The following is a 16,305-nucleotide window of genomic DNA, read 5'->3' as shown; positions in this document are numbered from 1 at the left end:
GCAACGCCGGCTAATGGGCCTTTTTTGTGGCTGCCGAATAGGTCAAATCAATTCATTTAAGATCCCTGGCAACTCAGCCGGAATAGGAGTAGCGTCAAAGTTGTAAGCTGCGCATGCCTGGCCAATTACTGGCAGTACGTATTCAGTTCCTGACCGGTGTATGACATGCCGGCTCCACACCAATCCGGTTATAGGGAGTCCTGTCATGAACACCACACTACGTCTTGGCATTCTTGTCGCCACCCTGAGCATATCCCACCCGCTTGCGGCCCATGAGGGACCGGCGAACAGCGAGTCCGGGAGCAATCCCGACAACACCATAGGCACGATAGACTTTCGAGCTGACTGTTCACAAAGCGTGCGTGCTGATATCGATCATGCGCTGGGTATGATGCATCACATGATGTACACACAGGCGCGGTCGGAATTCGAGGCGATTATCGAGGATAACCCTGACTGCGCCATGGCTCACTGGGGCGTTGCAACTTCGCTGTTTCAACCCTTGTGGGGTACTACCCCCAGCGACGCGGACATCAGCCGGGGCCAGCAGGCCATTCAGCAAGCCCGCAATGCCGCAGAGGACAGGAGAGAACAGCTTCTGATCGAGGCCACCGCTGCCTTTTTTGAGACCGAAACAGACCGTGTCCAGGAGCGCCTGGCCGGGTGGACAGGCGGTATGGATACGGCATACCAGGCTTACCCGGATGATCTCGACGTAGCCACGCTTTACGCGTTGTCGCTGCTCACAAAAGCGCTTTCCGCCGAGGATCGTAAAGCCCTGCACAACGAGGCCGAACAGGTTCTGCGCACCGCCTGGAAGGCTGAACCCTCTCACCCCGGGGCAGTCCATTACACCATACACGCGACGGATGCCGATGGGCGTGGTGATAATGCGACCGAAATTGTGGATTCGTATACCCGAATCGCACCGAATGTGCCTCATGCCCTGCACATGCCCTCACACATCTATGTGCGGCTTGGCGACTGGCCCCGGATGATTGACTGGAACCAGCAGTCCGCGGATGTTGCCGTGAACCACAAGATCGAAGGGGCCACCTCGTTCCACTATATCCATGCCCTCGACTACCTGGTTTACGGTCATCTCCAGCGCGGAGAAGACAGCGCTGCGCGACGTGTCTGGGAGGCAGCACAGGCCAATGGTCCGCACCAGGGAAATTTCCCGGGTGCCTATCACCTGGCGTCGATCCCGGCAAGGCTGGCGGTTGAAACTCGGGACTGGAAGGCAGCAGCGGCCATCACGCCCCAAACCCCGGACTACATCAGCTGGGATAAATTTGCCTGGCCCGATGGTCTGAGCTGGTTTGCCCGCGGCCTGGGCGCAGTCCACACTGGAGATCTGGAGACTGCTCGCGAGGCAGAGCAACAGATGGCGGCACTGGTTGAATCTGCCAAAACCGCGGCGGACGGGCGCTTCACCACCTATATTGAAGTGGATCGCCGGATTCTGGCTGGCTCGATAGCCCAGGCCGAGGGTGATTCCGAGCGCGCCATTGAGCTGATGCGCTCCGCCGGTGAGCTGGAGACCACCGCAGAGAAACACCCGGTTACCCCCGGTGCTCTGCTACCACCCTATGAAGCGCTCGGTGACTTGCTGCTTGCCCTTGATCGCCCGGTGGCAGCTTTGCAGGCCTACGAGGATTCCGACCGAACCTGGCCCAATCGCTACAACACGCTGGAAGGTGCGGCCCGGGCAGCCGATGCAGCCGGCGACGCGGAATCCGCCTCGCTCTGGTCCCGTCGACTGAAAGACGCGGCACCCGACAACGAGCGTACCTTTACTGCGATTTAATAGGGGCGACATGGCAATCGGTCATCGAAGAGTGCACCGTGTGCTGCGAATAGTCGTGAAAGGCTACCGGCACACCAATACCCTGCGATGAGCTATCCATGACCACTGCCACCTGGTTTATATTACTTGGCTCACTACTGCTGGTAGTGGGCTTCACCGCCTCCTACATTAAAACCGTGCCCGCCACATCCGCCATGGTTTATTTGTTCATCGGTTTCGTGGTTGGCCCCATGGGCTTTGGCCTGTTTCACTTCAATCCGCTGGAAGAGTCGGCGCTGCTGGAATTACTGACCGAAATCGCGGTGCTGATTTCGCTGTATTGCGCCGGGGTGAAGATGCCCGCACCCGTGACTTTCAAACGCTGGCGCAACCCGCTTCAACTCGCGGTTGTCTCGATGACGCTGACCGTGGGGCTGGTCGCACTGTTCGGGTATTACTGGCTCGCTCTGCCCCTCGGCGCCGCTGTTCTGCTGGGTGCGGTGGTGGCACCCACGGACCCCGTGCTCGCAACGGAGGTGCAGGTTCGCCATGCCGATGATCCTGACCGCCTGAGATTTGCACTAACCTGCGAAGCCGGAATCAATGATGGCAGCGCCTTTCCCTTTGTCATGCTCGGGTTGGGGCTGCTGGGCCTGCACGAGCTTGGTGACGACGGCCTGCGCTGGCTGGTGGTCGATGTGGTCTGGGCTACCGGCGCGGGCATTGGCATTGGTGTACTGGCCGGCTATGCCGTTGGCTGGCTGGTGCAGAAGCTGCGCACCACCTATATCAGCTCCGAGTTCCTTGAAAGTTTTCTGGGCCTGGGACTGATCGCTTTTGCCTATGGTATCAGCCTGCTGGTAAGCGCCTGGGGATTTCTGGCGGTTTTCAGTGCAGCGGTGGCGTTACGGCATACGGAGCTGAAGCTGGCCGGTCTGAAGCAGCGCTACGAAGCCCCCACGTCTGGAGAAACTCAATCGGGTGACGCGCCGCAGGCTATCGCCCATGTTCACCAGAGCTCGCTGGTATTCAATGAACATCTGGAAAGACTGGCTGAAATCGTCCTGGTACTGTTAATTGGCGGGTCACTGTTCTGGGACTCCTGGAGCTGGCGCGCCGTCGGATTTGCCGCTTTCCTGTTCTTCATAGCACGCCCCATCAGCGTCCATATCGGCCTGCTCGGAACCAACGCTCCCATGCGAATGCGCAACCTTGCAGGCTGGTTCGGGGTGCGCGGTATCGGTTCCCTGTACTACCTTATGTACGCTATTCAGCACGGACTACCGAAGGCTATCGCGCTGGACCTGATTCACCTGACCCTGGTAGTGGTGGCCTTGTCGATTCTCGTTCATGGTGTAAGCGTAAAGCCCGCGATCGCCCGCTTCTGGCGGTCAAGGAAATCGGTAAACTAGGAATTGGACACCGGGCGCCGATGGTTCCTATACTCGAAGTTCATTCAGCTGGAAGACTTCACCTATGCGCGTTTTCGCCAACCCCGTCGGTTCCGGCTCACTCTGGTTTGATAATCTGACCACTGCTGACGGAACACCCGTCGCTTACGATCCCCAGGCACGGGCGTTCCTGCCCATGCCACCCTTCTGCGCCAATCGGGATGTGATCGGCTGTAACTGGATTGCGCCCGAACAGGGCGCCTTCTGCCGCTCCTGCGCCATGACAGCGCTGGCACCGGACCCTTCCATTCCCAATGCCATGCCCAACTGGGCGCAAACCGAAGCCGCCAAACGCTGGGCACTGGACAACCTGGGGCGCTGGCACTGGTTCCGCCCCGAGGACCCGGGCGCACGCCCGGTTTTCCACATGCTTGCCGAAGGCCCCACCCCGGTGCCCATGGGTCATGCCCAGGGTGTGGTCACCATCAGTGTGGCCGAGGCCGACCCGGTACTGAGAATGACGCGCCGCGAAGCCCTGGAAGAACCCTACCGCACCATGATTGGCCACATGCGCCATGAGATCGCCCACATGCTCTGGTGGCGCCTTAGCCTGCGCGAGGACTTCCTTGACGCCTTCCGGGCGATGTTTGGCGATGAACGCATCAGCTACCCGGGGGCGCTGCAGCACCACTATGAAAATGGCCCTCCGGCGGACTGGAAACAGTACTATCTGACCAGTTATGCCTCGGCCCATCCTCACGAAGACTGGGCTGAGACGGCTGCCCACCTGCTTCACCTGACGGACCTCACCGACAGCTTCGTGGCCGGAGGCCTCACTTCTGCGGATGTGCCGGGTCCCAACTGGGACCCCTATTCCGAGCCGGACGCCCAACGGCTGATTCAGATCGCCGCTTCGATCGCTGTGGGCGTGAACCACGTCAACCGATCCATGGGCCTGTCGGACCTGTATCCGTTTGTATTATCGAGTTTCGCGCGCCACAAACTTGCTTTCGTACACGACTGGCTGCGCCGGGGTGCCCAGGGACTTTGACCTGCCTGGCCAATCGTGGCGACGCCCGGTTGGCCAATCCACCTCACCGGCACCGCCGTAACTCCTCTGACTAATCAAGGAGCCGGATCTATGAGCAATCCCGTTATTGCGGACAACAAACCCAAAAAAGTCACCTTGAAAAAAGGCGAGGAGTATCTGTTCTGCACCTGCGGCCGCTCAGATGATCAGCCCTTCTGCGATGGTTCTCACGCCGATACCGATTTCACTCCCAAAAGCTTCGTAGCCGATAAGGACGGACAAGCCGTGCTTTGCCAGTGCAAGTATACCGGAGACGCCCCCTTCTGCGATGGCACCCATGCCCGGTTCGACAGGGGTCAGGTGGGCAAGGAAGGGCCTGACGATGACGATGGGGATGACGAGTCGGATAAGGGAGATGAAGATTCCGCGAAGGCTCCCGAGGCAAAAGCCACACAGGACGAACCAACCGTTGCATTCATCCACCAGCTTGCCCGCGAAGGCCTGGATAATATGGGCCCCCATGGCCCGACGACTGCAATGGGGGTTCCCCGCCATACCCTGCCCCACTGGGATGACCTGCAGCTCATGGTGGCCCAGTTGGCCAGCAAGCCGTTGATGGAAGACGCCGATGTTGCCACGGAGCTGGTCATCGGCCCGGAAGCGAAGAAACCCCTGACCCTGAGCATGCCCCTGTTTGTATCGGACATGAGTTTTGGGGCGTTGTCGGAAGAAGCAAAGATAGCACTGGCGCGTGGCGCGGAAATGGCAGGAACCGGTATCTGCTCCGGCGAGGGCGGTATGCTGCCGGAAGAACAGCAGGAGAACTCCCGTTACTTCTACGAGTTGGCCAGCGCAAAATTCGGCTATGACGAGAAACTTCTGAAACAGGTCCAGGCCTTTCATTTCAAAGGCGGCCAGGGCGCGAAAACGGGAACGGGCGGCCACCTGCCCGGCAACAAGAATACCGGCAGGATTTCCGAGGTAAGGGGCATCAAGGAAGGAGAACCTTTCACCTCACCGCCCACCTTCGAGGATTTACAGTCGGTGGAGGACTTCCGCCAGTTCGCCAGCCGGGTAAGGGAGGTCACCGGCGGCATTCCGGTCGGTTTCAAGCTCAGTGCCAACCACATTGAACGGGATGTTCAGTTTGCCCTGGATGCCGGCGCCGACTACATCATCCTGGACGGCCGTGGTGGAGGCACTGGCGCTGCTCCGGAGATGTTCCGGGACCACATCAGCGTGCCCACCATTCCCGCCCTGGCGCGCGCCCGGCGCTACCTGGATAACCAGGGGGCGAGTGGCCGGGTGACGCTGATTGTTACTGGCGGTTTGCGGGTACCGATTGATTTCGTCAAGGCCATGGCTCTGGGAGCAGACGGCGTTGCGGTTGCCAACAGCGCCATTCAGTCCATCGGGTGTGTTGCCGCGCGAATCTGCAATACCAACAACTGCCCTGCCGGGGTCGCGACCCAGCGAAAGGATTTGCGGCAAAGACTTAACATCGATACATCGTCCAGACAGCTGAAGAATTTCCTCGAGGCGTCGGTATCCCTTATGCAGGTAATGGCCAGAGCATGCGGTCACGACAGCCTCAGCAAATTCAGCAAAGAGGACCTGGCGACCTGGCACCGGGAAATGGCGTTACTGAGCGGTGTTCGCTACGCGGGCCTGATGGACCCTTCCGCCTGAGGGACCGCGGGCTGACAGGGCGACTCATTTGTCGTCCTGCTCCCGCGCCTTGCCCTCGCGGATATTCTCCTTAGCTTCCTGAACCTCGTCACCATCGGCTTCAGGTGCCTCATGTTCGTCTTTACGGGAAGGGCGGAAACACAGAGTGACCAGTATGGGAAAGTGGTCCGACCCGAATGCGCTGAGACGGCACAGTCGTTTTAGGGTGAAATGCTCAGTGATGAAAACATGATCCAGCGGCCAGCGAAGATACCAGCGTTCTGCATGAAAGGTACTGAACATACCCCGCCCGCGACGCGGGTCCAGCATGCTGCTGACGTGACAGAACAACCGGGTGGTTCTCGACCAGGCAACATCATTGAGGTCACCGGCCACTATGGCGGGGTATCCGCCTTTTTCGACCTCTCGTCCCACCAGTAGCAGTTCCGCGTCACGCCAGAGGGATTCCTCGCTCTCACTGGGTGCGGGCGGGCGTGGGTGGACAGCATGCAAGCGGATGCGATCGCCACTGGGCAGTCGCAGCCAGCCGTGTATTGAGGGAATATCGTCCTGGATCAGATATTTTACCTCCGCCTCCTCCAGCGGCAGGCGGGAATACAGGTGCATACCGTAAAGATTGTCCAGGGGTACACGAATAATGGTAGGCCAGTCGCCAAATGCAACGTCCAGTTGATCACCCCACCACTGATCGGATTCCAGGGTCAGTAGCAGATCCGGCTGCTGATCCCGTACCTGATGGATCAACCCTTCGCTATTGCGGTTGCTGGTGAGCACGTTGGCAACCATCAAGGTGACGCAATGGTCTTCGTTCCCGGGCTCCGCAGCCTGAACCTGCAGTGGCCAGAGGCGCGTCCACGGCAATATCCGATAGCACTGCAGCACCAGCACGACGATGCAGATTGCGACGATCCAGACCCGCTGTTCGCCCTGCCCAATCAACAGGGCCGCAACGAAAGTGATGACCGCCAACGCGACTATCTGCAACCGGGGAAACTCACAGGCACGTATCCACCAGTCGTGAAGCCGTACCTTGCCGAGCACAGTAACTGCAAGCAGTACCAGAGCCAGAGCCAACAATATGTAGGTCATTTTACAGGCCTCCCTGGCCTTTTTGCCTCAATGCCAACCTACACAATACATCAAGCAGGTGCCCGGGATCTCTCCTGCTCTGCCAAAACCCTGACCCTCTGGAAATCCTCCTCGCTGAATACACCATTTACTCCTGAAATGGCGGCCAGCTTCATGCCATGTTTCAGTCCCAGCTTGTATATTTCTCGTACTTTTTCCCACTCGATATTCCGGCCAAGGGTGAAGTTCTCGAACCGCCCCTCCAGAGCAAGCACGATGGTCTCCGCAAGACAGGCATAGGCGATTCCTTTGGGCAGGCCGATGTCTTTCATATGGACCTCGCCGGGAAGCTTGATCTCGCCGGATTCGATCACCAGAACATCCGGGCGTTTGGCCACGTCTATTGCCGGAATGTCCAGCGGCCGGGCAACATCCGTGATCACACAGCCGGGTTTCACTTTCATGATGTCCAGGATGCGCTTACCGGCGCCGGAGGTGGCGGTGACAATCATATCCATCTCGCCGAGATCCCGCTCCGCAGAGCCGGCAACATGCACGATGGCTCCCGGTGTTTCCTGCTCGATGCTTTCCTTGAGCGCCAGGAGTTTTGCGGGCTCTGGCGCGGCCAGGTAGATTTCATCCACCGCCTTGGCGAGCAGGCGCGCGCAAACCGAACCGATGGCACCGGTGGCGCCAACCACCATCGCCTTGCCGGCGGCTTTTCCGCTGGGGCCAATGGTTACGAGGCCAATTTTTTTCATGGCATCGTGGGCCGCCCAGAGGGCGCCGGAGGCGCTATAGCTGTTGCCGGTGGTAATCGGCAGTGGTGCCCGCTTTGCCACTGTGATGCCGGCATCACCCACTACTTTGGTGAAAGCGCCAAGCCCCATGAGCTGTGCCCCCATCTTTTTCGCCAGCTCCGCGGCCTGCAACAGTCTGGCGTAGGTAAACTCCGGATCGTGGGCCATGATTTCCCGGGGCGTACCTCCTACGGATATCAGCCAGCCCTCCACCTCCTCGCCGGTGGGTGACTGGATGCCGGAAACCTTCGAGTAGATAAACGGCGGCGTATAGGCCACGGCCTTTTCCACCAGGTTCATCACCATCGGCGGTGAGACACTGGCAATCCAGTCCAGGGGCGGCGTTTTTGTGAGATATTGCTGGGAAAGCGGATGGATCACGAAAGCGAACCGGTTTATCCGACGGTAGCCATTCGGGTAAAGGATGCGGGGCTCGATGCCAAGGCTCTGGATGACCTCCAGATAATCGTCCGGCGCCAACTGCCCCGGTGTCCTGGAAAGGGCTGCGCTGATCATTGCTTCCATCAAATTGACCCCGACTGGCCGGCCTTCCAGCCACGGACTGTAGTCCACCACCATGGCAACACGCCGGGAACGCATCCAGTCGAGGGCGGAGTCGGTAACGCGAGAGGTGATCAGCGTCTTGCCATCCAACTCCTTGTGAGTGAAATGCTCCAGGTCGCCGATGGCCCCGACAATAACGTGAGCATCGGCAACTGCGTGATGCAGAGCGCCTTTTACAAGGCCCTCGCCGAGGCGATACAGGGGAGTCCGCAGCAGGGTCTCGACGGTTTTCACCGCTGCAGGCCGGAACATTACCGGCGCCGTGAGTGAGGTGTAGGTTTCCAGCTGTTTCAACGATGTCAGCAGCCGGGGTACACCAAAATCGGTATAGGGGTCGGCAAAAAACAGATTATCCGTGTGCTCGGAAAGCGCCTTGGCAATGCGATAACCCGCCTTGCCATTCATGAACAGCACCCGCGCATTGTCAAAGAAATGTCCCAGCTCCGTTTGGGTATGGCGAACCGCCCATTCCTGAAGAATTCCCCGCAGGCCGGCACCGGTAGTAACCGGCTTGTCCGGAACACAGGCCTCCAGCCTTGCCGTGTCCGGATGCTTTAGCTGCTCCCGACCCACTTCGTAGTGATCGGGGATCATGCTCAGGCCAATGGCATCCGCCTGGGCGTGGACTGATTCGAGTGCCGCTTCTGCCCTGGCAAGGTCGCCGTCTGTGCCAATACGGATAATGCGGAAGGGCTGGCCCAGGAACTCGGTTTTGAGGTCGTAGTCGTACTCGGTGGATCCCTGGCTAATGCTGACAACGGTTTTCATATTCAGACATTCCCTCTTCCTTGTTGTTATCATCTACAGCCTAAATCATGGCATCGATTTTTGCCTTAGCGCAGATCAAATTCCAGACCGCCATCTACAATGACATGATGACACAAGTGCCTGCTCAGCCCGTCACTGTCGAATAAGGAGCTTACGATGACCATTCAGGAAGAACTGAACAACACCATCCGCGAACTGGTTCAGCCCGGAAAGGGCATTCTTGCGGCGGATGAGAGCCATCCGACCATCGCGAAGCGATTCAAGGCAGTTGGTGTCGAGTCCAGCGAAGAAAAACGTCGCGAATACCGCAGCCTGCTGCTCGACACCCAGGAGCTGGGCAGCTACGTAAGCGGCGTTATTCTGTTTGAGGAAACCCTGGGCCAGAAGTCAAACGACGGCAAGCTGCTTTCTTCGGTCGCCGCAAGCCGGGGTGTAGTTCCCGGTATCAAAGTGGACAAGGGCAAAGGCCCGATGGTGAACGCGCCGGGTGATGAAATTACCGAGGGTCTGGACGGGCTGGGCCAGCGGCTTGAGAAGTACAAGGAGCTGGGTGCGCGGTTTGCCAAGTGGCGTAACGTTTACCATATCACCGAAACCAACCCCAGCCGCGCCGCGATTGAAGCCAATGCCGAGGTGCTGGCCCGCTACGCGGCAATCTGCCAGTCCTGCGGCGTCGTGCCCATCGTTGAGCCGGAAGTTCTGATCGATGGCAGCCACACGATTGAGCGCAGCGCTGACGTTAATGAGGCGGTGATCAGCGAAGTATTCCGGGCCCTGCAGCGTCACCGCGTTGAACTGGAGACCATGATTCTCAAGCCCAGCATGGTCACGCCCGGTAACGCCACTGGCCAGAAGACCAGTGCTGAGGAAGTGGCAGAGCATACCCTGCGGGTGTTTCGCAGAGTGGTGCCCGCGGCAGTTCCCGGCATCAACTTTCTCTCCGGGGGCCAGACACCGGAGGAGGCAACCCGGAACCTCAACGCCATGAACAGCAACACATCAATGCCGTGGGTACTCAGCTTTTCCTACGGTCGCGCGCTTCAGGAGCCCGCGCAAAAAGCCTGGGCCGGAATCTCCTCTAATCGCAGTGCTGCCCAGAACGCCCTGCTGAAACGGGCAAAGCTTAACAGCCTGGCAACCCTGGGGCGTTATTCAGCGGATATGGAAGGCTGACCAGAAAGGCCAGCCTCAGGCGGCGCGGGAATCCGCAAGCGGAACTGGCTGCTCCAGGCAGGCAATCATGGGCGCCACCTGGCGGATCTTGCGGGCCTCGGGCCAGAGCGCTTCGGCTTCGGCAAAGCCCTGACGCAGGAAGTTGAGCCACTGCTTGATGCGACCGGTTACATAGCGGTCCTCCAGCCAACCCTGCAGAACGCTGGCGTATTCACGAACCAGAATCACCGCTTCCGGCCAGGTCATGTCCGCGATGGTCTCGCCCTGCTGACTTGCCTTGATCTGGCGGGCCAGATCCGGCCGTGCAATCAGGCCCCGGCCGATCATTACATCCTCACAGCCCGATACTTTCCGGCATCGCCAGTAGTCTGCAACACTCCAGATGTCACCATTGGCAATGATGTGGGTGTTGACCGCTTCCCGGGCCCGGGCAATTTCCTCCCAATAGGCGGGCGGCTTGTAGCCATCCACCTTGCTACGGGCGTGGATAACAATTTCTTCAGCGCCGGCAGCTTCCAGTGCCTGGGCACAGGCAACACCCATGGAGCGGTCGTCATAACCCAGCCGCATTTTAGCGGTAACCGGCACATTTACAGGCACAGCGTGACGTACGGCGGCCACAATCCCGTGCATGAGCTCCGGTTCGCGCATCAGCACGCAGCCACCCTTGTGCTTGTTAACGGTCTTGGCTGGGCAGCCGAAATTGATATCCACCCGGGTTGCCCCCAGTTCGGCCGCTTTTGCACCATGACGGGCCATCTGCTGCGGGTCTGAGCCGAGTAACTGAACCGCCACCGGGGTACCCACTTCAGTCAGTGACTGGTTGTAAAGTTCCGGGGCGTACTTGTAGAACACCCTGGGCGGTAGCATGCCATGGGTTACGCGAATGAATTCCGTCACGCACCGGTCAATGCCACCGACTTTTGTCAGCGTCTCACGGATTGGCGCGTCGACCAGCCCTTCCATCGGGGCGAGGATGATTCGCATGAATGCTCCAGCAGAAAAGAGGTCTGTGCGGATTGAGGTTGTTCAGAAATCAGCGGGAGGGATTGTAAGGAATTTGGCAGCAAGTTGGTAGAAGAGCACCCCGTTACCGGGGTGCTCATTCATTGGCAGGTCTTATTTGACGTCGAAACGATCGGCGTTCATGACCTTGGTCCAGGCAGCCACGAAGTCTTTCACAAACTTCTCTTCGTTATCGTCCTGCGCATACACCTCGGCATACGCCCGGAGGATGGAGTTGGAGCCGAACACCAGATCAACACGGGTCGCGGTGAACTTGGTATTACCGCTCTTGCGATCCACGATATCGTAGGAGTTCTTGCCGGTAGGCTCCCAGGTGTTGGCCATATCCGTCAGGTTCACGAAGAAGTCGTTGGTCAGCTGACCAACGCGATCAGTGAACACGCCGTGCTTCGTCCCACCATGGTTGGTGCCCAGAACGCGCATGCCGCCCATCAGAACAGTCATTTCAGGCGCAGTCAGGCCCATCAGCTGGGCGCGATCCAGAAGCATCTCTTCCGGCTTGACCACATAATCCTTCTTCTGCCAGTTGCGGAAGCCATCGGCCAACGGCTCCAGCGGCTCGAAAGATTCAGCATCGGTCATTTCGTCCGTTGCATCGCCACGGCCCTTGAGGAAGGGTACATGAACCTCGTGCCCGGCTGCCTTCGCTGCCATTTCGATACCCAGGTTACCACCCAGAACAATGACGTCTGCAATGCTGGCGCCGGTATCGGCCGAGATCTTCTCATAGACCTTCAGCACTTTGCCCAGACGGTCCGGTTCGTTGCCTTCCCAGTCTTTCTGGGGAGCCAGGCGAATGCGAGCACCATTGGCACCACCGCGCATGTCGGAACCGCGGAAAGTACGGGCACTGTCCCAGGCAGTGGAAACCAGTTCGTTGAGGCTCAGGTTGGCTTCAGCGATCTTCTCCTTGACCACTTCCTCGATGTAGTTGGTCTCGCCCTGCGGACAGGGATCCTGCCAGATCAGGTCTTCAGCTGGCACGTCGGGGCCGATGTAACGGGCTTTTGGACCCATATCCCGGTGCGTCAGCTTGAACCAGGCACGGGCAAAGCAGTCCTTGAAGTAATCCGGATCTGCCATGAATTTCTCACAGATGGCGCGATACTTCGGATCCACCTTCATGGCCATATCCGCATCGGTCATCATCGGATTGCGACGGACGGAAGGATCGGTGGTGTCGACCGGCTTGTCTTCTTCCCTGATATCAATCGGCTCCCACTGGTTCGCGCCGGCCGGGCTCTTCTTGAGCTCCCACTCATAGCCGAACAGCAGGTCAAAATAACCCATATCGAACTGGGTCGGATTGGTAGTCCAGGCACCCTCAAGGCCTGAGGTCACCGCATTGGTTGCCTTGCCCTGCAGGTTCGGGTTACGCCAGCCCATACCCTGCTCGTGGACATCAGCACCTTCCGGCTCTGGCCCAAGCGCTTCCGCGTCACCGTTGCCGTGAGTCTTACCAACGGTGTGACCGCCTGCAGTCAGTGCCGCCGTCTCCTCGTCGTCCATCGCCATGCGGGCGAAGGTTACGCGGACCTGCTCGGCAGTCTTCTGCGGATCCGGCACCCCGTTCACACCTTCCGGGTTCACGTAAATCAGACCCATCTGCACTGCGGCCAGCGGGTTTTCCATGGTGTCTGGCTTTTCTACATCCTCATACCGACTATCGGATGGCGCCAGCCATTCTTTCTCTGCACCCCAGTAAATATCTTTCTCCGGGTGCCAGATATCTTCACGGCCGTAAGAAAAGCCGAAGGTTTTGAACCCAAAGGATTCGTAGGCTACGTTACCGGCCAGGATAAACAGATCGGCCCAGCTGATCTTGTTGCCGTATTTTTTCTTGAGTGGCCACAACAGACGACGGGCTTTGTCCAGGTTGCCGTTGTCCGGCCAGGAGTTGATCGGTGCAAACCGCTGGTTACCAGTGCCGGCGCCACCACGGCCGTCAGCCAGGCGATAAGTACCGGCAGCGTGCCATGCCAGACGGATCATCAAGCCGCCATAGTGACCCCAGTCGGCAGGCCACCATTCCTGGCTGTTGGTCATCAGCTCGTGCATGTCCTTTTCAAGTGCTTCGTAATCGAGCTTTTTAACCTCTTCCCGATAGTCGAAATCTTCACCCAAGGGATTGGTCTTGCTGTCGTGCTGATGCAGGATGTCCAGATTCAGGTTTTCCGGCCACCAAGCGACCACATCGGCTTTCTCTTGCGTATTGGACCCATGCATGACCGGGCACTTTCCACCTGAGCTATTGTTCTCTGTCATTTCTCTCTCCTGATTCGGTATGGCAAATCGACACTGCCTTTGCGTAAGCATCACTAACTATAGGACAAAAAAACGGCTCTGCTCTGAGTATTAATTATGCCCGGGATAGTGAATACCTATCGGGTTTTCCCACAGTCTCAAAAAGCTCTTCTGACTGGCAGGAACAACTAACGTAACTTGACGCATTCGTTTAATACAATTAATTAAAAAAAGAGGGGCGAAAGTTTTTGGCAATGACTAAAGCAATGTGAACGGTCAGAGCCTTTCAATGGCTGTGAACTTCCCGGCGTCGTCAAAAAGAATCCGGAAACTGCCGCAAATGCCATCCCTGAGGTAAAAACGCGAAAGGATACGGGCCGGGAAGCGGACAGAGCGCCCGTCCCGGGCCCTGGTGCGGACATCGGTGGCAACGCCCTGATAGAGCTTGATCCACTCGTCAGGGCTGATTGCGATGTCTACGATAATCTGCTGCATTGAATCCTGATACCTGTAGGCCGGATCCCGGCGTCAGTTCGCCAGTTCCAGCAGCAGACGATTCAGGCGACTGACGTAGGCGCCGGGGTCTTCCAGTTGTTCACCGCTGGCCAGAGTTGCCTGATCCAGCAACACCGCAGACAGTTCCCCGAAGCGCTCTTCACCCTGTTCACTTTCCAGGCGCTGAACCAGCGGATGGTCCACGTTGATTTCAAAAATCGGCTTGCTGTCGGGCACTTTCTGGCCGGCAGCTTCCATGATTTTCTTCATCTGGGCGCCCATGTCAAAGTCGCCAACCACCAGACAGGCCGGTGAATCGGTCAGACGATTGGTAACACGCACATCCTGGACCCGGTCGGACAGGGCCGCCTTGATGCGTTCCAGCAGATCCTTGTGTTCCTTGGTCGCCTCTTCCTGGTGCTTCTTGTCTTCCTCGGTTTCTACATCGCCGAGATCGAGTTCGCCGCGGGCCACGTCCTGGAACTGCTTGCCATCGTATTCGTTCAGATAACCCATCATCCACTCGTCAATCCGGTCGGAGAGGATCAGCACCTCAACGCCCTTCTTGCGGAATACTTCAAGGTGAGGGCTGCTCTTCGCCGCCATGAAGTTATCAGCGGTGATGTAGTAGATCTTGCTCTGGCCTTCCTTCATCCGGCCGATGTACTCATCAAGCGAGACCGTCTGTGCCTCCTCACCGGTATGGGTGGACGCAAACCGCAGCAGACTGCCGATTTTCTCGCGGTTGCTGAAATCTTCTGCCGGGCCTTCCTTCAGTACGGTCCCAAACTCGTTCCAGAATTGCTGGTACTTCTCTGGCTCTTTCTTCGCCAGTTTGGAGAGCATGTCCAGAACCCGCTTGGTAACGGCGGTACGGATGCTGTCCACGGTGCTGTCATTCTGCAGGATCTCACGGGAAACGTTCAGCGACAGGTCATTGGAATCGATCACGCCTTTGGTAAAGCGCAGGTAGAGCGGCAGGAACTGTTCGGCATCATCCATGATGAACACACGCTGCACGTACAACTTCAGGCCGCGGGGTGCTTCGCGGTTGTAAAGATCGAACGGCGCCCGGCCCGGAATGTACAGCAGGCTGGTGTAATCCAGCTTGCCTTCCACCTTGTTGTGGGACCAGGTCAGCGGGTCTTCAAAGTCATGGGAGATGTGCTTGTAGAATTCCTTGTACTCTTCGTCCTTGATCTCGCTGCGGGAGAGCGTCCACAGGGCAGTGGCATCGTTGACGGTTTCATACTCACCTTTCTCGCCCTCTTCCTCGGATTCGGACTTCATGACCACCGGGAACGAGATATGGTCGGAGTACTTTTTCACCAGGTTGCGCAGGCGGAAGCCGTCGGCGAATTCCTTGGCGTCGTCTTTCAGATGCAGAACGATGGTGGTACCACGTTCATTGAGGTCCACATTCTCGATGGTGAATTCACCATCGCCTTTGGACTCCCAGTGCACGCCTTCCTCGACAGGTGCACCGGCGCGTCGGGTATAAACTTCCACTGCGTCCGCAACGATAAACGAGGAATAGAAGCCGACACCAAACTGACCAATCAGCTTGCTGTCTTTCTTCTCATCACCGGAGAGCTGCTGCAGGAATTCCGCGGTGCCGGACCGGGCGATGGTGCCCAGGTTCTGGACGACGTCATCACGGGTCATGCCAATGCCGTTATCGGACAGGGTGACGGTGTTCTTCTCTGCATCGTAATCCAGGCGAATCTTCAGCTCCGGATCATTTTCAAACAGGCTGTCGTCTTTCAGAGCAGCAAAACGGAGCTTGTCTTCCGCGTCTGACGCGTTGGAGATCAGCTCCCGAAGAAAAATTTCCTTGTTTGAATACAGCGAATGGATCATCAGGTTAAGCAGCTGCTTAACCTCAGTCTGAAAACCCAGTGTTTCTTTTTGCGATTCAACCGTCATAGCGTTCTTTTCTCCCGAATTTGCATCTGGGCACTACAAATGTGCCCGGCGTTACTCACAATCTGGAGGGTGAGCGCAGAGGCCGTTCCGAAACCGTGCGGAGCCATGGATGGCGGAGCCCGAGCGTACAGGGATGCATTCACAGCGTGTTTCGGAACGGCCTCTGCGCTCGCTCCTGCACGAAATTTTTAGGTCTGGGCAGGAATTGGGGGCGGGCTCGGGGTTTTCAAGGTCAGAAGTTTCAGCGCGGGCATACACCGGCTTGTGGGGTTCGGCCGGGCGCATGTAATCCACCCGTAAGCCCAGAGTCGGGCAAAGCTCGAAAACCTCCAGGGAACGGGT

The 16,305-nt window shown here is 58.1% G+C and carries 11 protein-coding genes and 1 pseudogene; 5 read left to right on the top strand and 7 right to left on the bottom strand.

Annotated features, from left to right (window positions below; all coding sequences use genetic code 11):
• Positions 1-205 precede the first annotated feature (205 nt).
• The 4 genes from DIT71_RS06930 (at position 206) to DIT71_RS06915 (ending at position 5,899) form a co-directional block, all read left to right on the top strand.
• On the top strand, positions 206-1,810 hold the full coding sequence (locus DIT71_RS06930) for a tetratricopeptide repeat protein (protein WP_114612491.1): 1,605 nt from the start codon (positions 206-208) through the stop codon (positions 1,808-1,810).
• 98 nt (positions 1,811-1,908) lie between these two features.
• Positions 1,909-3,201, top strand: a complete 1,293-nt coding sequence (locus DIT71_RS06925; protein ID WP_114612490.1) for a cation:proton antiporter — start codon at positions 1,909-1,911, stop codon at positions 3,199-3,201.
• Positions 3,202-3,265: 64 nt separating this feature from the next.
• The gene (locus tag DIT71_RS06920) at positions 3,266-4,231 is read left to right on the top strand and encodes a zinc-binding metallopeptidase family protein (protein WP_114612489.1); all 966 of its coding nucleotides are present in this window, start codon (positions 3,266-3,268) and stop codon (positions 4,229-4,231) included.
• 90 nt (positions 4,232-4,321) lie between these two features.
• Entirely contained in the window at positions 4,322-5,899 is a 1,578-nt protein-coding gene (locus tag DIT71_RS06915; protein WP_114612488.1) for a glutamate synthase-related protein, read from the top strand.
• 24 nt (positions 5,900-5,923) lie between these two features.
• On the opposite strand, the gene DIT71_RS06910 is transcribed toward DIT71_RS06915, so the two are convergent.
• Complete coding sequence (locus tag DIT71_RS06910; RefSeq protein WP_114612487.1) at positions 5,924-6,988, bottom strand: endonuclease/exonuclease/phosphatase family protein; 1,065 nt, start codon at positions 6,986-6,988, stop codon at positions 5,924-5,926.
• A 50-nt stretch (positions 6,989-7,038) separates the two neighbouring features.
• The gene (locus tag DIT71_RS06905) at positions 7,039-9,099 is read right to left on the bottom strand and encodes a dehydrogenase (protein ID WP_114612486.1); all 2,061 of its coding nucleotides are present in this window, start codon (positions 9,097-9,099) and stop codon (positions 7,039-7,041) included.
• A gap of 156 nt (positions 9,100-9,255) precedes the next feature.
• Here DIT71_RS06905 and DIT71_RS06900 point away from each other — a divergent pair, with 156 nt between their 5' ends.
• On the top strand, positions 9,256-10,272 hold the full coding sequence (locus tag DIT71_RS06900; protein ID WP_114612485.1) for a class I fructose-bisphosphate aldolase: 1,017 nt from the start codon (positions 9,256-9,258) through the stop codon (positions 10,270-10,272).
• A gap of 15 nt (positions 10,273-10,287) precedes the next feature.
• Here DIT71_RS06900 and DIT71_RS06895 read toward each other — a convergent pair whose 3' ends face one another.
• The 5 genes and pseudogenes from DIT71_RS06895 to DIT71_RS18110 all read right to left on the bottom strand — a co-directional run.
• Positions 10,288-11,259 carry a tRNA dihydrouridine synthase gene (locus DIT71_RS06895; protein ID WP_114612484.1) on the bottom strand — a complete coding sequence of 324 codons (972 nt, stop codon included), beginning with the start codon at positions 11,257-11,259 and terminating at the stop codon, positions 10,288-10,290.
• Between the two features lie 132 nt (positions 11,260-11,391).
• Positions 11,392-13,563 (bottom strand): catalase/peroxidase HPI, encoded by a 2,172-nt coding sequence (gene katG / locus DIT71_RS06890; protein WP_114612483.1) that lies wholly within the window; start codon positions 13,561-13,563, stop codon positions 11,392-11,394.
• Positions 13,564-13,818: 255 nt separating this feature from the next.
• Positions 13,819-14,037: a DUF2835 domain-containing protein gene (locus DIT71_RS06885; RefSeq protein WP_114612482.1), complete on the bottom strand. Its 219-nt coding sequence runs from the start codon at positions 14,035-14,037 to the stop codon at positions 13,819-13,821.
• A 33-nt stretch (positions 14,038-14,070) separates the two neighbouring features.
• Complete coding sequence (gene htpG / locus DIT71_RS06880) at positions 14,071-15,963, bottom strand: molecular chaperone HtpG (protein WP_114612481.1); 1,893 nt, start codon at positions 15,961-15,963, stop codon at positions 14,071-14,073.
• Between the two features lie 240 nt (positions 15,964-16,203).
• Positions 16,204-16,296, bottom strand: a pseudogene (locus tag DIT71_RS18110) (PaaI family thioesterase); the annotation flags it as partial.
• Between the last annotated feature and the right edge of the window lie 9 nt (positions 16,297-16,305).

The sequence above is a fragment of the Marinobacter vulgaris genome (assembly GCF_003344045.1).
Taxonomy (GTDB): domain Bacteria; phylum Pseudomonadota; class Gammaproteobacteria; order Pseudomonadales; family Oleiphilaceae; genus Marinobacter; species Marinobacter vulgaris.
The sequence above is the reverse complement of the archived record's forward strand: the minus strand, read 5'-3'. Positions and strand labels throughout refer to the sequence as shown.

Coding starts and splice junctions, on each gene's coding strand:
- DIT71_RS06915 (WP_114612488.1), top strand. CDS start 4,322: ATGAGCAATCCCGTTATTGCGGACAACAAACCCAAAAAAGTCACCTTG.
- DIT71_RS06925 (WP_114612490.1), top strand. CDS start 1,909: ATGACCACTGCCACCTGGTTTATATTACTTGGCTCACTACTGCTGGTA.
- htpG (WP_114612481.1), bottom strand. CDS start 15,963: ATGACGGTTGAATCGCAAAAAGAAACACTGGGTTTTCAGACTGAGGTT.
- DIT71_RS06930 (WP_114612491.1), top strand. CDS start 206: ATGAACACCACACTACGTCTTGGCATTCTTGTCGCCACCCTGAGCATA.
- DIT71_RS06910 (WP_114612487.1), bottom strand. CDS start 6,988: ATGACCTACATATTGTTGGCTCTGGCTCTGGTACTGCTTGCAGTTACT.
- katG (WP_114612483.1), bottom strand. CDS start 13,563: ATGACAGAGAACAATAGCTCAGGTGGAAAGTGCCCGGTCATGCATGGG.
- DIT71_RS06920 (WP_114612489.1), top strand. CDS start 3,266: ATGCGCGTTTTCGCCAACCCCGTCGGTTCCGGCTCACTCTGGTTTGAT.
- DIT71_RS06895 (WP_114612484.1), bottom strand. CDS start 11,259: ATGCGAATCATCCTCGCCCCGATGGAAGGGCTGGTCGACGCGCCAATC.
- DIT71_RS06900 (WP_114612485.1), top strand. CDS start 9,256: ATGACCATTCAGGAAGAACTGAACAACACCATCCGCGAACTGGTTCAG.
- DIT71_RS06905 (WP_114612486.1), bottom strand. CDS start 9,099: ATGAAAACCGTTGTCAGCATTAGCCAGGGATCCACCGAGTACGACTAC.
- DIT71_RS06885 (WP_114612482.1), bottom strand. CDS start 14,037: ATGCAGCAGATTATCGTAGACATCGCAATCAGCCCTGACGAGTGGATC.